The organism is Frondihabitans sp. 4ASC-45 (assembly GCF_049472575.1).
Classification (GTDB): Bacteria; Actinomycetota; Actinomycetes; order Actinomycetales; family Microbacteriaceae; genus Frondihabitans.
In genome coordinates, this window is the sequence record NZ_JBCEBN010000003.1 from 261,684 (window position 1) to 279,448 (window position 17,765).

18 protein-coding genes are annotated in these 17,765 nt (G+C 68.3%); 7 read left to right on the plus strand and 11 right to left on the minus strand.

The features are described 5' to 3' along the window. Window positions 1-4: 4 nt before the first annotated feature. Together VH571_RS07395 and iolC are read right to left on the minus strand one after the other, a co-directional pair. Window positions 5-958 carry a class I fructose-bisphosphate aldolase gene (locus VH571_RS07395; protein WP_423263960.1) on the minus strand — a complete coding sequence of 318 codons (954 nt, stop codon included), beginning with the start codon at window positions 956-958 and terminating at the stop codon, window positions 5-7. Continuing rightward, window positions 951-1,919, minus strand: coding sequence for a 5-dehydro-2-deoxygluconokinase (gene iolC, locus VH571_RS07400; RefSeq protein ID WP_423263961.1), 969 nt, complete (start codon window positions 1,917-1,919; stop codon window positions 951-953). The genes VH571_RS07395 and iolC overlap by 8 nt, the downstream gene beginning before the upstream one ends. Window positions 1,920-2,086: 167 nt before the next feature. Between iolC and VH571_RS07405 the strand changes: the two genes are divergently transcribed. Beyond that, window positions 2,087-3,367: a DNA recombination protein RmuC gene (locus VH571_RS07405; RefSeq protein ID WP_423263962.1), complete on the plus strand. Its 1,281-nt coding sequence runs from the start codon at window positions 2,087-2,089 to the stop codon at window positions 3,365-3,367. A 97-nt stretch (window positions 3,368-3,464) separates the two neighbouring features. Here the strand turns inward: VH571_RS07405 and glpX are convergent, their stop codons facing one another. Further along, window positions 3,465-4,457, minus strand: a complete 993-nt coding sequence (gene glpX / locus VH571_RS07410; RefSeq protein WP_055963206.1) for a class II fructose-bisphosphatase — start codon at window positions 4,455-4,457, stop codon at window positions 3,465-3,467. Window positions 4,458-4,607: 150 nt separating this feature from the next. On the opposite strand from glpX, the gene fbaA reads away from it, so the two are divergent. After that, window positions 4,608-5,636: a class II fructose-bisphosphate aldolase gene (gene fbaA, locus VH571_RS07415; RefSeq protein ID WP_055963207.1), complete on the plus strand. Its 1,029-nt coding sequence runs from the start codon at window positions 4,608-4,610 to the stop codon at window positions 5,634-5,636. Window positions 5,637-5,727: 91 nt separating this feature from the next. Here fbaA and VH571_RS07420 read toward each other — a convergent pair whose 3' ends face one another. Together VH571_RS07420 and VH571_RS07425 are read right to left on the minus strand one after the other, a co-directional pair. Further along, the gene (locus VH571_RS07420; RefSeq protein WP_194606549.1) at window positions 5,728-6,330 is read right to left on the minus strand and encodes a DUF6264 family protein; all 603 of its coding nucleotides are present in this window, start codon (window positions 6,328-6,330) and stop codon (window positions 5,728-5,730) included. After that, window positions 6,327-7,340 carry a 4-hydroxy-3-methylbut-2-enyl diphosphate reductase gene (locus VH571_RS07425; RefSeq protein ID WP_055963213.1) on the minus strand — a complete coding sequence of 338 codons (1,014 nt, stop codon included), beginning with the start codon at window positions 7,338-7,340 and terminating at the stop codon, window positions 6,327-6,329. Before VH571_RS07425 ends, VH571_RS07420 begins: the two co-directional genes overlap by 4 nt. A 132-nt stretch (window positions 7,341-7,472) precedes the next feature. Between VH571_RS07425 and xseA the strand changes: the two genes are divergently transcribed. From xseA to VH571_RS07450, 5 genes are all read left to right on the plus strand, one after another. Then, entirely contained in the window at window positions 7,473-8,696 is a 1,224-nt protein-coding gene (xseA, locus tag VH571_RS07430; RefSeq protein WP_423263963.1) for an exodeoxyribonuclease VII large subunit, read from the plus strand. A 47-nt stretch (window positions 8,697-8,743) separates the two neighbouring features. After that, entirely contained in the window at window positions 8,744-9,001 is a 258-nt protein-coding gene (locus VH571_RS07435) for an exodeoxyribonuclease VII small subunit (protein WP_423263964.1), read from the plus strand. Beyond that, entirely contained in the window at window positions 8,998-9,663 is a 666-nt protein-coding gene (locus tag VH571_RS07440) for a DUF4245 domain-containing protein (protein ID WP_423263965.1), read from the plus strand. The genes VH571_RS07435 and VH571_RS07440 overlap by 4 nt, the downstream gene beginning before the upstream one ends. Window positions 9,664-9,757: 94 nt before the next feature. Then, window positions 9,758-10,360, plus strand: coding sequence for a carbonic anhydrase (locus VH571_RS07445; protein ID WP_055963224.1), 603 nt, complete (start codon window positions 9,758-9,760; stop codon window positions 10,358-10,360). Between the two features lie 125 nt (window positions 10,361-10,485). Continuing rightward, entirely contained in the window at window positions 10,486-11,898 is a 1,413-nt protein-coding gene (locus VH571_RS07450) for a class II fumarate hydratase (protein WP_268761022.1), read from the plus strand. A 90-nt stretch (window positions 11,899-11,988) separates the two neighbouring features. Here the strand turns inward: VH571_RS07450 and VH571_RS07455 are convergent, their stop codons facing one another. The 6 genes from VH571_RS07455 to VH571_RS07480 form a co-directional block, all read right to left on the minus strand. Continuing rightward, entirely contained in the window at window positions 11,989-12,546 is a 558-nt protein-coding gene (locus VH571_RS07455) for a hypothetical protein (protein ID WP_423263966.1), read from the minus strand. A gap of 167 nt (window positions 12,547-12,713) precedes the next feature. After that, window positions 12,714-14,078, minus strand: coding sequence for a PhoH family protein (locus VH571_RS07460; protein ID WP_423263967.1), 1,365 nt, complete (start codon window positions 14,076-14,078; stop codon window positions 12,714-12,716). Between the two features lie 273 nt (window positions 14,079-14,351). Beyond that, on the minus strand, window positions 14,352-15,479 hold the full coding sequence (locus tag VH571_RS07465) for an aminotransferase class V-fold PLP-dependent enzyme (RefSeq protein ID WP_423263969.1): 1,128 nt from the start codon (window positions 15,477-15,479) through the stop codon (window positions 14,352-14,354). A 25-nt stretch (window positions 15,480-15,504) separates the two neighbouring features. Further along, window positions 15,505-16,317 carry an isoprenyl transferase gene (locus VH571_RS07470; protein ID WP_370544573.1) on the minus strand — a complete coding sequence of 271 codons (813 nt, stop codon included), beginning with the start codon at window positions 16,315-16,317 and terminating at the stop codon, window positions 15,505-15,507. Window positions 16,318-16,321: 4 nt separating this feature from the next. Next, complete coding sequence (locus tag VH571_RS07475) at window positions 16,322-17,275, minus strand: hypothetical protein (protein WP_423263970.1); 954 nt, start codon at window positions 17,273-17,275, stop codon at window positions 16,322-16,324. Further along, a complete protein-coding gene (locus VH571_RS07480; RefSeq protein ID WP_423263971.1) occupies window positions 17,272-17,718 on the minus strand; it encodes a peptidase inhibitor family I36 protein in 447 nt (148 codons plus the stop codon). Before VH571_RS07480 ends, VH571_RS07475 begins: the two co-directional genes overlap by 4 nt. Window positions 17,719-17,765: the final 47 nt, after the last annotated feature.

Sequence of the window (17,765 nt, forward strand, 5' to 3'; positions counted from 1 at the left end):
TGAACTAGGCGTGTTGGGTCTGCGCGGGCTGGATCGACGCGGACCCCGTCGGCGCCGGCTTCTCGGAATGGACCAGACTCGCCGCGATGTCGACGGCGCCCTGGACGTCGTCGTCAGGCGGGTAGAGGAGGGTGCGCCCGACGGTGAGGCCGCGGACACCCGGCTGCGCCAGCGCATCGGCCCACTTCGCGTAGCTCGCGTCCGGGTTCTCGGCCGGATCGCCGCCGAGGAGCAGGGTCGGGAGGGTCGTCGCCGCCATGACACGTTCCATCTCATCGACGACCGGCAGCTTCAGCCAGCTGTACGCCGTTGACTCTCCGAGGCCCGAGGCGATGGCGACCGACTTGATCACGGCCTCGGTCGAGAGGTCGTTGACGATCGCGCCGTCGACCCAGTTCGAGACGAACGGCTCGAGCATGATCGGGAGCTTCAGGGCAGCCGCCTCGCTGACCGCCCGCGCCGTGGCCTCGACCGTCGCCGCCGTACCGGCGTCTTCGAGGTTGAGCCGCACGAGCAGCTTCGCGAAGTCGAAGCCGGCGTCGACGATACCGCGGGCCGAATAGGCGGTGAAGCGGTCGTCCATCTCGAAGCTCGCGCCCTGCAGGCCGCCCCGGTTCATCGACCCGACGACGACCTTCCCGTCGAGGGCGCCGAGGAGGGCGAGGTCTTCGAGGATGTCGGGGGTTCCGAGCACGCCGTCGACTCCGGGGCGTTCGAGCGCGACGACGAGGCGTCGCAGCAGTTCGCCGCGATCCGACATGGCCAGCGAGTCGCCGCGGACCCCGAGGGCACCCCGGGCCGTGTGATCGGCCGCGACGATGAAGAGCCGTCCGTCGCCCTGGAGCAGAGGGCGCTTCACGCGGGCTTCCAGTGCGGCGCCGATGGCAGCGGGCTGCGTGGCCCTGATGTCGCGGAGCCGCGCGATGTCGATGCCGTCGTGAGCGAAACCGTCAGACATGGAGAGCCTCCTCGAGGACGGCCTCGACCTCGGCCGAGGTCGGCATGGCGGTCGAGCACTCGAATCGGGTGGCGACGATGCCGCCGGCGGCATTCGCGAACCGCAGCACCCGCTCGAGCGGCCAGCCTTCGATGAGCCCGTGGCAGAGGGCGCCGCCGAAGCCGTCGCCCGAGCCGAGACCGTTGATGACGGTGACGAGGTGCGCCGGCACCTCGATCGTCTCGTCGGCCGTCTTCGCGAGCACTCCCCGCGGCCCCTGCTTGACGATCGCGAGTTCGACCCCGCGTTCGAGAAGCGCGTCAGCGGCTCGGTGCGGATCGGTCTCGCCGACAGCGATCTCGCACTCCTCGCGGTTGCCGACTGCCACGGTGACGTGCTCGAGCGCACGGCCGACCTCGCGGGTGGCGACTTCGGGCGACGACCAGAACATGGGCCGGTAGTCGAGGTCGAGGATCGTCAGCGGGCGGCGGGCACGAGCCTGATAGGCGACGTGGTGAGCCTGCCGGCTGGGCTCCTCGGAGAGGCCCGTCACAGTTGTCCAGAAGACCTTGGCCTGCTCGATCGCGGCGAGGTCGAGCGACTTCACCGAAATCATGAGGTCGGGCGCCTTAGGGGCGCGGTAGAAGTAGAGGGGGAAGTCGTCGGGCGGGAAGATCTCGCAGAAGGTCACGGGGGTATTCAGCCCGTCGACCGATGCGATGAACTTCGTCGAGACACCGAGCCGCTCGAGCTCTTTCACGACATACCGACCGAAGGGGTCGTTACCGGTGCGCGTGACGACGGCTGTGCGGTGCTCGTACCGCGACGCGGCGATGGCGACGTTCGTGGCGCTGCCGCCGACCGACTTCGAGAACGTTTCGACCTCTTCGAGCGGAACCCCGGCCTGCTGCGGATAGATGTCGACGCCCACTCGACCCATGGTGATCACGTCGAAGGCGTGGTGCTCTGGTGTCTGCGTCATGCTCGTCTGGACAACTTCCTCGTCGTGGGCCGATCTGCGATTCCCGATGAGCGTACACCGGTTTTGGCTTAATGTCATGACATTATGTCTCAGCTCCGCTGAAGCACCGTCGAGGCCAGATCCCAGGATCCGACGGCACTGTCGGTAGCTCCTGCCAGACTCCTCGCATGTCTCCCGTCGTGGCTCTTCTCCTCGGTCTTCTCACCGGTGCGGTGGCCGGTCTCGTGATCGGCCGCCTGTTGCTCTCAGCTCGCGCGGCCGCCGCCGACTCGACCGCCGCCGCTCTCCGCGATCGCCTCGCCGCGCAAGAAGAGCTGCACGCGCGGCAGCTCGAGCAGCAGGAGCAACGGGTCGACGAGCTCCACGACCGGCTGATCGCCGCGGCCGAGGCCGAAACCAGGCGCTCGTCATCCGACGGGCGGGTCTTGACGGCTCTCAGCCCGGTCGCCGAGAGTCTGCGAGCCGTGCAGCTCAAGGTCGCCGAGCTCGAACAGCAGCGGCACCGGCAGCACGGCGAGCTGAGCGAGCAGCTGCGGAGTGCCGCCGAGTCGGAGGAGCGCCTCCGGTCGACGGCCGAGTCGCTCGCGGCCGCCCTTAAGTCGAACAGCACGCGCGGAGTCTGGGGCGAGACGCAGCTCCGCAACGTGGTGCAGGCGGCCGGGCTTCTCGAACGGGTCGACTTCGACGTCCAGACCGGCATCGTGGCCGATTCCGGTGCCCGGCGCCCCGACATGGTCATCCACCTGCCCGGCGGCAAGAACATCGCGGTCGACGCCAAGGTCCCCTTCTCCGCCTATCTCGAGGCTTCGAGCATCCCCGCGACGGCGACGGGGGCCGAGTTCGCGCGTCGGGGCGAGCTGCTCCGCGAGCATGTCAAGGCGGTCCGCGCGCACATCGACGCCCTGTCGAGCAAGGCCTACTGGTCGGGGCTCGAGTCTTCGCCCGAACTCACCATCGCGTTCATCCCGAGCGAATCGCTCGTCTCGTCGGCCCTCGAGGCCGACCCCTCCGTGATGGACTACGCCTTCCAGAAGAAGGTGGCGCTGGCCTCCCCCGTCACCCTCTGGTCGGTCCTCAAGACCATCGCGTTCAGCTGGCAGCAGGATGTCGTCACCCAGGAGGCCAAGCAGCTGTTCGACCTGAGCCGCGAGCTCTACGGCCGCCTCTCGACGATGGCCACTCACGTCGACAAGCTCGGCCGGTCGATCCGCGGCACCGTGACCGACTACAACCGCTTCGTCGGCTCGCTCGAGCGGCAGGTGTTGCCGTCGGCGCGACGGCTGAGCGTGCTCGACGAGAGCACCGTCATCGCGGCGTCCCCTCCGATCGACGACGTACCGCGCGATCTCGCTGCGCCCGAGCTCATCGCCGAGCTCGACGCCGCTCCTGCGCCCGTACCCACGCCTGCACCTGCCTCCCCACCCGCGCCGACTCCCCCAGCTATCTAGGGCAGCGTTCCCTCGACCGACGAAAACGGGCGGACCCGCCACCGAGGTGGCAGATCCGCCCGAGATGGTCGGTCGAGGGTTCCGACCGGAAGAGCTCCTACTCGCCGAGCCACTTCGACTCGAGGTGGTCGGCGATCACGCGACGCTGGGTGCCCGAGTGCGACCGCAGCACGAGCGACTCGGTGCGAATGAGGCCGTTTTTGCGCGAGACACCGGCCACGAGGCCACCGTCGGTGACACCCGTCGCGACGAAGTACGTGTTGTCGCCCGTGACCAGGTCGTCCTGGTCGAGAATCCGGTCGAGGTCGTGCCCGGCGTCGAGGGCGCGCTGGCGCTCGGTGTCGTCTTTGGGCTTGAGTCGCCCCTGGATCACGCCGCCGAGCGCTTTGACGGCGCACGCGGTGATGATGCCCTCGGGGGTTCCGCCGACACCGACACACATGTCGATGCGCGAGTCGGGGCGGGCGGCGTTGATGCCACCGGCGACGTCGCCGTCGAGCAGCAGGCGCGTGCCGGCTCCGGCCGCGCGGATGTCGGCGATGAGCTGCTTGTGGCGCGGGCGGTCGAGAACGGCGATCTGCATCTCTTCGACGGGGATGCCCTTGGCCTCGGCCAGGGCGCGGATGTTCTCACCGATCGGGCGGGCGAGGTCGATGACTCCGCGACCCTCGGGGCCCGTCACGATCTTGTCCATGTAGAAGACGGCGCTCGGGTCGTACATCGTTCCGCGGTCCGAGACGGCGATGACCGAGACGGCGTTCATGCGGCCGGTCGCGGTCAGCGAGGTGCCGTCGATCGGGTCGACGGCGATGTCGAACGACGCCCCGTTGCCCGTGCCGACGTGCTCGCCGTTGAACAGCATGGGGGCTTCGTCTTTCTCGCCCTCGCCGATCACCACGACGCCGTCGAAGTCGACCGTGCCGAGGAATTTGCGCATGGCGTCGACCGCGGCGCCGTCGGCGAGGTTCTTCTCGCCTCGGCCGATCCACGGTGCTGCCCGGATCGCCGCGGCCTCGGTCGCTCGCACCAGCTCCATACCGAGGTTGCGGTCGGGGTGCGTGAACAGGGTGCCTGGCTCCGTAGTCGTCATATTCCGAACTTTACTAGGGCCTCGACTCGATCCCTTCGTGCAGGGTGGGCTTTCGTCTGCACGTCTGTGCATCGTCGTCGCGATGGAGCGCCCATTTGGGCGGCGAGTCTAGAGTTGAGCCCGAACGCGCCCGTCATCGAAGGAGAAGTCATGCCCGTCGCCACCCCAGACCAGTACGCCGAGATGCTCGACCGAGCCAAAGCGCAGGGGTTCGCCTACCCCGCCATCAACGTCTCGTCGTCGCAGACCATCAACTCGGTGCTGCAGGGTCTGACCGAGGCCGGCTCCGACGGCATCATCCAGGTCACGACCGGAGGTGCCGACTACTTCGCCGGCCAGACCGTCAAGAACCGCGCCGCCGGTGCCATCGCGTTCGCCAAGTTCGCCACCGAGGTGGCCAAGAACTACCCGATCACCGTGGCTCTGCACACCGACCACTGCCCGAAAGACGCTCTTGACGGGTTCGTGCTGCCCTTGATCGCGGCCTCCGAAGAGGAGATCAAGGCCGGGCGCAACCCGCTGTTCCAGTCGCACATGTGGGATGGCTCGGCGGTTCCCCTCGACGAGAACATCTCGATCGCCGAAGAGATGCTCAAGCGCACCCGTGCGATCAACGCCATTCTCGAGGTCGAGATCGGCGTCGTCGGCGGCGAAGAAGACGGCGTCGAGCACGAGGGCACCAACGACGCCCTGTACACGACCGTCGGCGACGTGACCCGCGTGGTCGAGGCGCTCGGCCTCGGCGAGAAGGGTCGCTACATCGCGGCGCTCACCTTCGGCAACGTCCACGGCGTCTACAAGCCCGGCAACGTCAAGCTCCGCCCCGAACTCCTCGGCGAGATCCAGCAGGGCATCCAAGAGAAGTTCGGCACGAAAGACAAGCCCCTCGAGCTCGTCTTCCACGGCGGTTCGGGCTCGTCCGACGCCGAGATCTCGGAGGCCGTTTCGAACGGCGTCGTGAAGATGAACATCGACACCGACACGCAGTACGCCTTCTCCCGCTCGATCGCTGACACGGTGCTCAAGAACTACGACGGCTTCTTGAAGGTCGACGGCGAGGTCGGCAACAAGAAGACTTACGACCCGCGCTCCTGGGGCAAGATCGCCGAGTCGGCCATGGCCGCTCGCGTGATCGAGGCCACCAAGCAGCTCGGCTCGTTCGGCCACTCGCAGGGCTGAGACTCGACGCGAAAGCCCCGCCTACTTGGGCGGGGCTTTCGTCGTCTCGGGCCCTAGTGAATCGACCCCAGGATCCGAGTGGGTGACGCGACTAGACGGCTCCGGTGAACGAGGGGTCGCCCATGACGATCGCCACGACGATCAGGCCCAGCGCGAGATTCACGATCACGCCCGGCAGCAGCAGCACCAGCCACGATCGCTTGCCGACTCGCAGGCGGCGTAGAGCGACGACCAGCGCGATCAAAAAGACCGGCACCGAGACGATGGCCGCTACAAGAGCGACGGTGTCGAGGATCGCAGTGCTCTGGAAGGTGCCACTCAGGTACCCGAGCTTCGTGAACTCCGACACGTAGCGACCGGTGAAGGTCTTGGCGTCGAACGCCGAACTGACGACGTCGTAGCCGCCGAGAACGGCGAGCAGGACGGTGGCGAACCGATTGAACGCGGCGCGGCGAAGCGCTCGGGGCGGAGGGCCGGCGACGGGGGCACCGGTCGGCGGAGGAGCGTCGAATCGCTGCCGGGCCTCGGGCGGGGCCGGACGTGCGTCGCCCTGTTGGCGAGCCGCAGGATCCTGCGCTCGTTGCTCGTCGACCGGTGCCGGGGCAACCGGGCTCACCCAGCCCGGCGGCGCGTACTCGCCGTACTCGGGGGCCGGACGCCCCTCGACCCGCACGTCGCCGTCGGGATCGGTCATCGAGTGCGGCCGCCGAGCGCCCGCGAGTCGACGCTGCCGGTCGCGTCTTTGCGGAGCTCTTTCGGCAGCGAGAACATCAGGTCTTCTTCGGCGGTGACGACTTCGCCGACGTCGTTGTAGCCGGCGTCGGAGAGCTCGGCGAGCACCTCGTCGACCAGGACTTCGGGCACGGATGCACCGGAGGTGACGCCGACCGTCTCGACGCCGTCGAGCCACTCCTGCTGGATCTCGGAAGAGAAGTCGACCCGGTAGGCGGCCTTGGCGCCGTATTCGAGGGCGACCTCGACGAGGCGGACACTGTTGGAGCTGTTGGCGCTGCCGACAACGATCACCAGATCGGCGTCTTTCGAAACCTTCTTGATCGCCACCTGGCGGTTCTGCGTCGCGTAGCAGATGTCGTCGGACGGAGGATTCTGGATGTTCGGGAACCGCTCGCGGAGCCGGTTGACGGTCTCCATCGTCTCGTCGACGCTGAGGGTCGTCTGCGACAGCCACACGAGGTTGTCGGGGTCGGCGACCTCGATCTGGTCGACCTCGGCGGGGTTCTGCACGAGTGTCGTCCGATCGGGGGCGTGGCCCATGGTGCCCTCGACCTCTTCGTGACCGGCGTGCCCGATGAGGATGATGTGCTGATCCTGCTTGGCGAAGCGGACCGCCTCGCGGTGCACCTTGGTGACCAGGGGGCAGGTCGCATCGATCGACAGGAGACCACGATCGGCGGCTCCCTGGACCACGCTCGGGGCGACCCCGTGCGCACTGAAGACGATGTGGGACCCCTCGGGAACCTCGTCGACCTCGTCGACGAAAATGGCACCCTGCTGTTCGAGTGTGGAGACGACGTGCACATTGTGCACGATCTGCTTGCGCACGTAGACGGGCGAACCGTAGTGCTCGAGGGCTTTCTCGACGGCGATCACGGCGCGGTCGACACCAGCGCAGTAGCCGCGAGGGGCCGCCAAGAGCACGCGTTTGCGCCCGATGACGGGGGTATCCTTTAGCCTGTTGCGCACCGCGGGAACACGCGGCGTCGGAAGGTCTATGGCGAGAGCGCCATTGGTAATTCGGCTCACGAAGCGAGTCTAGGCGGGCCCGGTCCGGTCGGCCTGAGAGTCTCTCGATCAAGCGCCCAGGAGGAGCCCCCTTTGACGATCGTCACACCGCCTCCCACAGCCGAATCCCCCTGGCCGGTGGGGTTGCTCGCCGGCAAGGTCCGTGACTGGATCGACCGGCTCGGCACGGCCTGGGTCGAGGGTGAGATCACGCAGTGGAACTCCGCCGGCGGCAACGTCTACGGCAAGCTCAAAGACCTCGAGATCGACGCGACGGTCTCGTTCTCGATCTGGTCGAGCGTTCGTGGCAAGATCCCCGCCGACCTCAAGCAGGGCGATCGGGTCATCGCGGCGATCAAGCCCAACTATTGGGTCAAGGGCGGCTCGCTCACCATGCAGGTGTTCGACATGCGCCACGTCGGCATCGGCGACCTCCTCGAACGACTCGAGCGTCTCCGACGCCAGCTCGCATCGGAGGGCCTCTTCGGTGCCGACCGCAAACGGCCCCTCCCCTTCCTGCCCGGCTGCATCGGCCTCATCACCGGCAAAGACAGCGACGCCGAGAAAGACGTGCTGCGCAATGCTCAGCTGCGGTGGCCCTCGGTCCACTTCAAGGTCGTCCACGCGGCCGTACAGGGCGACCGGATGGTCGGCGAGGTGACCGCCGCGCTGCAGAGGCTCGACGCCGACCCCGAGGTCGACGTCATCATCGTCGCGCGAGGCGGTGGCGATTTCCAGAATCTCCTGGGCTTCAGCGACGAGACTCTCGTACGTGCCGCAGCGGCGGCCACCACTCCCATCGTCAGTGCGATCGGGCACGAGGCCGACCGGCCCCTTCTCGACGACGTAGCCGACCTCCGCGCTTCGACGCCGACCGATGCTGCCAAGCGGGTCGTCCCCGACGTGGGAGAAGAACTGCAGGGCGTTCGTCAAGCCCGTGCCCGGATGGGCTCTCGTCTCACCCACATCGTGAACGTCGAGATCGACCGACTCGGTCAGATCCGCAGCCGGCCGGTGCTCGCCCGCCCCGCCACGATGATCGAGTCTCGAGCCGACGAGCTGGTCCGCTACGTGGCCCGCAGCGAGGAGCTGCTGCGGCGAGCGCTCGAACGTGCAGGCACCCGGGTCTCCGAGCTCACCGTCCAGCTTCGCGCCCTCTCACCCGAGTCGACCCTGCGACGCGGCTATTCCATCGTCCAGCTCCCCTCCGGCGCCGTCCTGCGCGACGCCTCCGAGGCCCCCAACTCCACACCCCTGGTGCTGACCCTCGCCTCGGGCACGCTCGGCGCCACCAGCACCGGCCCGGTCTCGGCCTGACCCTCCCCTCCCGATCGACGTCCACCCTCTCTCGATAGGATCACCCCGTGGCACAGACCTCTCCCTCCGACGCCGACGCACGCACCGCGGCGGCTGACTCCAACGCCGTCGCCGACCTCTCGTACGAGCAGGCGCGCGACGAGCTCGTCACCGTGGTGAACGAGCTCGAGCAGGGGTCGTCGACTCTCGAGAGATCGCTCGCCCTCTGGGAGCGCGGGGAGGCGCTTGCCGCCCGGTGCGAAGAGTGGCTGCTCGGCGCGAAAGAGCGTCTCGAGCGGGCACGAGCTCAGGTCGTAACCGAATGAGCAGCGTTCCCCCACCCCCGCCCCCGGTCGGCAAGCAGCGCGCACCCCGTGTCGTCGCCGAATTGGGGCGACCCGAGACCCCCTCTGAGACGGCCGCCCGCAAAGCCGCCAGCTCGCGTGCCCATCGCGAGAATCAAACAGCCTTCAACCTCACCATCGCCATCATCGTGTCCGTGGGCATCGTGGTGCTGCTCGTCCTCGTCGTCGTGCGGCCGGGGGCCTCGCAGCTCAAGACGATCGATTACCTGAAGGTGGCCGCCGACGCGCAACCCCGGCAGAGCGAAACGCTCGCCGCCCCTCAGTTGCCCTCGGGGTGGACGAGCAACCGCGCCGAGGTCCGGCCGGCCGGCTCGTCGGGCGTCGCCAGCTGGTACGTCGGGCTCATCACTCCGTCGACGCAGTTCATCGGGGTGACCCAGGGCTTCAAGGCCAACGCCACGTGGGTCAGCAACCAGCTCGGCGAGGCTCGTCAGACGTCGTCGAAGACGGTCGGCGGAGTCCGCTGGGCCGTCTACAACCAGCGCGACAAAACAGACGCCGGCAACACCGAATACGCCATGGTCGGAGTCGAGGGCGACTCGACCGTCGTCCTCGCCGGTACGGCCGACGACGCCGAGTTCGACCTGCTGGCCGGTCGCATCGCCGACCAGCTCTCCGACTGACACCAGACCCCGCCCACCTCCGAACACCCGCAGGAGACCGCTCGTGACCACCGCAGACACCCCCACTCGTACGCCCGGCGCCGCCTGGGACGAAATGCGAGCCGGCAACGAGCGCTTCGTCGCCGGGGCGCCCGAGCACCCCCGCCAAGACGCCGATCGACGCGCTCAGCTCGCGGGCGGCCAAACCCCCGTCGCGGCCCTTTTCGGGTGCGCCGACTCCCGCCTCGGCGCCGAGATCATTTTCGACGCCGGCCTCGGCGACCTCTTCGTCGTGCGCAACGCCGGTCAGGTCGTCGGCGACACCGTGATCGGTTCTCTCGAATTCGCCGTCGGCGAGCTGGGCATCCCGTTGATCGTGGTCCTCGGCCACGACAGCTGCGGTGCGGTCGCGGCGGCGATCCAGTCGATCGACGCCGACTCCGAGCCCCAGTCGTTCCACCTCCAGCGCGTCATCGACATGATCGTCCCCTCCGTCAAGCGGGCCCACCGCGCACTCGGCGTCCAGCCGGGCGACGACCACGCCCTCGACCCGCGAGAGGTCGGGCGCCTTCACATCGAGGCCTCGGTCGGCGCCCTCCTGGAGCGGTCGATTCTCATCTCCGAGGCTGTGGCCACCGGTAAGTTGGCAGTGGTCGGGGCCAACTACGACCTCGCCAACGGCCGCGTCGACGTCCACACCGTGGTCGGCGACCTCTAACCGGCGGTCTCGAATCACAGTCCGCTCGTGAGCGGCTTGTCGTCGCCCCGATTCATCCCCACACCACCAACGCACCGCTCGACGCCCCTACCGGAGCACCGAGCCCACGGAAGGACCACAACGACGTGACCACTACCGACGCCACCAACGCAGCCGAGTACCGCATCGAGCACGACACGATGGGAGAGGTGCGCGTGCCCGCGAACGCCCTCTACAGCGCCCAGACGCAGCGAGCGGTCGAGAACTTCCCGATCTCGGGCGCCGGGCTCGAACCGGCACAGATCGTGGCGCTCGCGCGGATCAAACGCTCGGCGGCCGTCGTCAACGGCGAGATGGGCATCATCGACCCCGCGATCGCCTCGGCCATCGCCGAAGCGGCCGACCTGCTGATCGAGGGGGCCCACCACGATCAATTCCCCGTCGACGTCTATCAGACCGGCAGCGGCACCTCGTCGAATATGAACATGAACGAGGTCCTCGCGACGCTGGCCTCGGGGATCCTCGGGTCTCCCGTCCACCCCAACGACCACGTCAACGCCTCGCAGTCGTCGAACGACGTGTTCCCGACATCGGTGCACGTCGCGGTCACCGGCGCGATCCTGCACGACCTCATCCCGGCCCTCGATCACCTCGCGATCGCCCTCGAGAAGAAGGCCGACGAGTGGAGCGGGGTCGTAAAGGCGGGTCGCACCCACCTGATGGATGCCACCCCCGTCACCCTCGGTCAGGAGTTCGGCGGCTACGCCCGCCAGATCCGGCTGGGCATCGAGCGCGTCACCGGCACGCTCCCCCGGGTGGCCGAGGTTCCCCTCGGCGGCACGGCCACCGGCACCGGCATCAACACACCGGCCGGGTTCCCGCAGCGTGTCATCGCCCTGCTCGCCGCCGACTCGGCGCTGCCCATCACCGAGGCTCTCGACCACTTCGAGGCTCAGGGCGCCCGCGATGGCCTCGTCGAGGCCTCGGGTGCACTGCGCGTTCTCGCCGTCAGCCTCACCAAGATCAACAACGACCTCCGCTGGATGGGCTCCGGCCCCAACGCCGGCCTCGGCGAGCTGCACATCCCCGACCTGCAGCCGGGATCGTCGATCATGCCCGGCAAGGTCAACCCGGTCATCCCCGAGGCCGTCCTGATGGTCAGCGCGCGCGTGATCGGCAACGACGCGACCATCGCCTGGGCCGGTGCCTCCGGCGCCTTCGAGCTGAATGTCGCCATTCCCGTGATGGGCACCGCCCTCCTCGAGTCGATCCGCCTGCTGTCGAACGCCACCCGGGCTCTCGCCGACAAGGCCGTCGACGGCCTCGTCGCCAACGTCGAGCACGCCCGCGCCCTCGCCGAATCGTCACCGTCGATCGTCACGCCGCTCAACCGCATCGTCGGCTACGAGGCGGCGGCGAAGATCGCCAAGCACTCGGTGTCGGCCAAGATGACCGTGCGCGAGGCCGTCGTCGACCTCGGCTTCGTCGAGCGCGGCGAAGTCACCGAAGAGCAACTCGACAAGGCGCTCGACGTGCTCAGCATGACCCACCCGGGCTGACGCGACCACACACCCTCGATAGCGCGAAATCTGCCCGGCAGCCGAGTGCTCCGGGCGGATTTCGCGCATTCGGCAGACGCGCGTGAGAGGTCACACGACGTTCACCACCGCCAACGCGACCCAGTACCCGAACAACAGGCACGGCCCGTAGGGGATCTCACCGACCTCTCTTGCGGGGTCGACGCAACGACTCTTCCGCCGCTTCACTCGACGCAGCCGCAGCCTCACCGCCAGCACCACCGCCCCGCCGGAGGCACCGGCGACGACCATCAACGCCCAGGCGGCATCGGTCCCCACGAGCGCCGCCGAGCCGGCCGCGGCGGCGGCGAGCTTGACGTCACCGAGGCCGACGCCACCGAGGCGCGCTGACAGAAGGCCACCCGCGGCGATGAGCGTGGTGACGAGCAGGGCGAGCGCAGGATCCTTGACTCCCGTATCGACAAAGACGGCGACGGCACTCGATCCCAGCACAAGGCCGAGCGCGGGCATCGTCGCGAGGTTCGGCAGGCGTCGCCTCGTGACGTCGGATCGAATCAGGAGCGGCGTCGTGAACGCGAGCCACACCGCGGGCGCGAGCGCGCCCGGCGGGCTGGGCGCGGCAACCCCGAGGAGCGCGAGGACGACTGCGGCGTCTACGAAGGCGATCATGCGTCGACGCTAGAGCGGCGGTCGCACCGCAGATTCCAGGAGGTTCCGTCGGTGGAGAGCCACTCCCCGCTCCGGCCCGGTGGAGACGAAGAGGGGCCGGCGTCCGACTACACGGGCGCCCCGAGTCGAAACCCGGGGCGCCTCGTGTCAGCAGAGATCGCGGTCGATCAGGCCAACTCGTTCGACTCCAGCAGCTCGGTCACGAGGGCCGCGATCGCCGAGCGCTCGGAGCGGGTGAGTGTGACGTGGGCGAACAGCGGGTGGCCCTTGAGGGTCTCGATCACCGAGGCGACGCCGTCGTGCCGGCCGACCCGCAGGTTGTCGCGCTGGGCCACGTCGTGGGTGAGCACCACGCGAGAGTTCTGACCGATGCGCGACAGCACCGTGAGGAGCACGTTCCGCTCGAGCGACTGGGCCTCGTCGACGATCACGAAGGCGTCGTGCAGCGAACGCCCGCGAATGTGCGTGAGCGGAAGCACCTCGAGGATGCCTCGCTCCAGCACCTCGTCGAGCACGTTCTGCGACACGATCGCCCCGAGGGTGTCGAAGACCGCCTGCGCCCACGGGTTCATTTTCTCGCCCGCGTCGCCCGGCAAGAAGCCGAGGTCTTGCCCGCCGACCGCGTAGAGCGGACGGAACACCATGATCTTCTTGTGCTGCTGCTTCTCGAGCACGGCTTCGAGGCCGGCGCAGAGGGCCAGCGCCGACTTGCCGGTGCCGGCGCTGCCGCCGAGCGACACGATGCCGACCTCCGGATCGAGCAGCAGGTCGATCGCGAGTCGCTGCTCGGCCGAGCGGCCGTGGAGCCCGAAGACGTCGCGGTCGCCGCGGACCAGCCGGACGTGGCCGCGAGACGTGACGCGGCCGAGAGCGGAGCCGCGGTCGGAGTGCATCACGAGCCCTGTGTTGACCGGCTGCTCGGCCTCGCGGGTCGAGATGTGCTCGTCGTCGTAGAGCCTCTTCATCTGCTCGGCCGAGATCTCGACCTCGGCGATGCCGGTGTAGCCCGAGTCGACGATCTGCTCGGCCCGGTACTCCTCCGCCGAGAGACCGATCGACGCCGCCTTGACTCGCAAGGGCAGGTCTTTCGAGACGACGACCACGTCGAGCCCGTCGGCCGAGAGGTTAGATGCGACGGCGAGGATCCGCGAGTCGTTGTCGTCGAGACGGAGGCCGGAGGGGAGCACCGACATGTTCGAGTGGTTGAGCTCGACCCGCAGCGAACCGCCCTCGCCGACCTCGACGGGAAAGTCGAGTCGTTCGTGCTTGACGCGGAGGTCGTCGAGCAGCCGGAGCGCCTGCCGGGCGAAGTAGCCGAGCTCGGGGTCGTGGCGTTTCTTCTCGAGCTCGCTCACGACGACGACCGGAATCACCACCGACTGTTCGGCGAACCGGAACATCGCCTGGGGATCGCTCAGCAGCACCGACGTGTCGAGCACGTAGGTGCGCTGACCCGTGGCCGGCACCGCCGCCCCGCTCGAAGCTGAGGTTGCCTGGGGAGTGACTTCGAATGCGGTCACGACCGACTCCATCTCCGGGTGAAGAACACCCGGTACCTACCCACGAGTCGGCCATGGAGCAAGAGCTAGACGAACTTACGTGGCCGTCTCGACCGGGTGCCTTACCCGATGGCTTGAAGCTACGTCAGCCCACCGACATCCCACAAATCCGACACACCGTGCCGGGGTTACGGGCAGATTAACGCGCGCCACAGGGGCCCCACGACAGACCAGGGCAAAGGGACGAGGATCCGAGCGGCGTCTGCCGGATCCTCGTCTCCGGTCAACCCCCGGGCCGAGAGACGGTCAGTAGTGCACGGTCGTCGCGTACGACGTGAGCGCCCCCCGCAGGGCTCCGAGCGTCTCGTCGCCCGTCGACACGTGCGCGCTGAGTCGCACCATGCCGTCACGGACGGTCGCGGTGATTCCGTGGTTGATGAGCGAGGCGGTGATGGCCGTCACCTGCGGCGGCTCGGGCTCGAGCACGACGATGCCGGCGCGCTCGCTCTCGTCTCGCGAGGAGATGACGGGAAGTGCGAACTCGTCGGCGAGGTCGATGATCGACGACACCGTCTCGGCGATCGCCCCGGAGATGGCGCCGACTCCGACGTCGGCGATGCCTTCGAGAGCCGTCGCGAAACGGGCCTGCGCGATCGGGTCGGTGCGCGTGACCTGGAAGGCGGCAGCACCCTGCAGGGGCGGCGGTACCTCTTCGTACGACGAGCCGAGCGGAACGATCGTGCCGGTGACCCCGCTGATGAGCGGAACCAGGTCGGTCGCCGCGCGTTCGCTCAGTGCGAGGAAACCTGTTCCCCAGCCCGCCCGAACCCACTTCTGCCCGCCCGCCACGACGACGTCGGCCAGCTCGTAGGCGGCCTCGACGACTCCGAAGCCCTGGATCGCGTCGACGATCAGCAGCCGGTCGCCGATCACGTCGCGAATGCCCTCGAGATCGCTCCGGTAGCCGGTGCGATAGTCGACGAGACTCACCGCGACGGCGGTGGTCGCGGGCGTGAGGTTGTCACGAACCACCTCAGGGGTCACGACCCCCTGCGGCGGCTGCATCGTGATCGAGTCGACCGAGTGCAGAGCCTGGGCGGCTCGCTGCGCCGCGACGGGGATGCTCGGGTACTCCCGCGCCGAGTAGAGCACCTGTCCGGTCAAGCCGAACATGGCGTGGAACAACCCCATCGAAGCGTTGGGCTGGAACACCACCCGGTCGGTCGGGAACCCGGTGAGGCGGCGAACCGCCTCGCGCACGCGGATGTCTTGCTCGTCGAAGACGCTCCCCGCGCCGTACCGACCTCGGGCGTGGATCTCGCCGAGGGCGTTCTGCTCGGCCAAGACGGCCTTGCTCATGGGCCCGAAGGAGGCGAAGTCGAGATATCCCGGATCTTCTGCGAAACCCTGGCGGTACTCGTCGATGGTGGTCACGCGGGCTCCTTGTATGCGAACGAACCTAACTACCGTACCTGCGGTGGCGGTTCGCGAAGTCTCGGACGGCCCGCAAGAAGTCGACCTCACGCAAATCCGGATAGAAGGCCTCGACGAAATAGAACTCGCTGTGCGCGCTCTGCCACAGCATGAAGTCGCTGAGGCGCTGCTCCCCCGAGGTGCGGATCACCAGGTCGGGGTCGGGCTGTCCCCCCGTGTAGAGGTGGTCGGCGATGAGCTCGGGGGTCAGCACGTCGGCGAGGTCGTCGATGGTGCCGCCGCCTTCGCCGTGGGCTCGCACGATACTGCGCATGGCGTCGGCGATCTCGCGCCGGCCACCGTAGCCGACCGCGAGGTTGACGTGCAGACCGGCATGCTTCGCCGTGCCCGCCTCTGCCTCCTGAAGCGCAGAAACCAAGGATCCGGGGAGCCCGTCGACCGACCCGACGTGCTGCACCCGCCAGTCGCCCTGCTGCGACAGGTCGTGAGCCAGCTCGGAGATGATGTCGACGAGAGCTTCGAGCTCTTCGTCGTGGCGGTTGGTGAGGTTGTCGGCCGAGAGGAGGTAGAGCGTGACGACCTTGATGCCGAGCTCGTCGCACCAGGTCAAGAACTCGCGGATCTTCGCGGCACCGGCACGATGCCCGTGCGCCGCGGTCTCGAGCATGCGCTGCTTAGCCCAGCGGCGGTTTCCGTCGACGATCATCGCGACGTGGTTCGGCACCTCGGCTTCGGCGAGGCCGCGGCGGATTCGGCGCTGGTAGAGACGGTAGGCGAAACCCCGGCCCACCGGCGTCTCGGCCGTGTCGCCGCCGCCTGATCGTCGCCGTGAAGTCACGCTCTTACGGTAGCCCACTCGTCTGAGCCGGGGTATCCGCCTCCCGGGTGATGGACGGTGCCGCGCGGATGACGCCGCGCTGCTCCAGGTACGAGTGAATGCGTCGATGCTGGGCATCGAGTCGCGCTCTGATCTTCACGAGGCGGTCGGCGTACTTCTCCACCAGCTTCGCCTGGATATCCCACTCGGTGTCGTAGATGGCTTTGGCGTAGCCGCTTGATTCTTGGCACCCGGCGTCGGCCGTCGCGATCCTGATCTCGTCAGCGCTCGCCTTCTCTGTGGGTGGCGCATCGGCGTCGAGGCCGAACATCGCACGAAGGGAGGGTGTCGGCATATCTGCCGGGTCGGAGCCCAGATCGGCGATACCGAGCGGAGCCATGCAGTCGGCCCAGCGCCCGGCGGCGGCGACCACCCCGTGGTCTGCTCGGGCGCGAGCGTAGGCCTCGGCCGCGAGCTTCGTCGCGAAATGCGAGATCGGCTTGTCGAGCCCGAGACGCCGGTCGGCGCGCTCGGCACAGGCAGTCCAGGCCTTCTCGCCCGCTCGATCGAGGCGCGGTTGCCGAAAGAGCTCGTCGATCTTTCGCTGGTCGAGGCCGCCCTCGCCGATCTGCTGGTGATACCCGAAGGTACGCGCGGTCTCGGGAGTGAAGATCAGGCGGGTGACGGAGTTCCAGCTGGCGTTTCCGTCAGGACGCACCGTGCGGGGCGCGACGGACCACTTCTGGCCGGCCGCCTTCATGCAGGTGCCGATCGCGAGGTCGCGGGCATAGTCGCGGTTGCCGGTCTCCGTCTCGACGAAGGCGTCGGTCGGCATCACCATTCGGCTGCGGTCTTTGGCCGGCAGCCGGACGTCGTGGCGGCCCGTCTCGGGTTCGCTGCACGCCAGTGCACCGAAGGCCACGACGAGGGTGACCGCCACGCCCGCCACGACGCGGCGAGCGCGGGGCCGGGCGGTCACTGCGCGACGAATTTGCCGGAACTGATGCGGTTGTCGAACACCTTCGTGATCGTGCCGCCCGCATCGCCGAGATAGCGGTCGCCGGAGCCCCGAGGGAGATCGATCGACGGGCCTTTGAAATTAGCGTCTTGCCAGAAACGGACGGTCTGGTACCGACCGTTGTTATAGACGGAGGTGGCGATGTCGTCGGCGTTCCACTGCCCCGAATCGCCGACGCGCACCAGACGGAGATCGCTGACCGAGTTCGCGAAGCTCGTGCGGATTCCGCCATAGCTCTTTGCGTCGTAGAGACAAGCCGAACCGAGTGCACAGGTGCCCGGCGCGGGTGAGGTCGCGCGCGCGACCCCGCTGGCGGAGGCAGGGCTGGCGGCACCGATCGCGGCTGCCGCCCCGGTGAGAGCGGCCACCGCGCTCACGAACACCCTCTGGCGAATGGACTTCATCGTTCTCCCTCGAGTCGTCGCCCGGCTGGGCCCCTTCACTCTGTGGA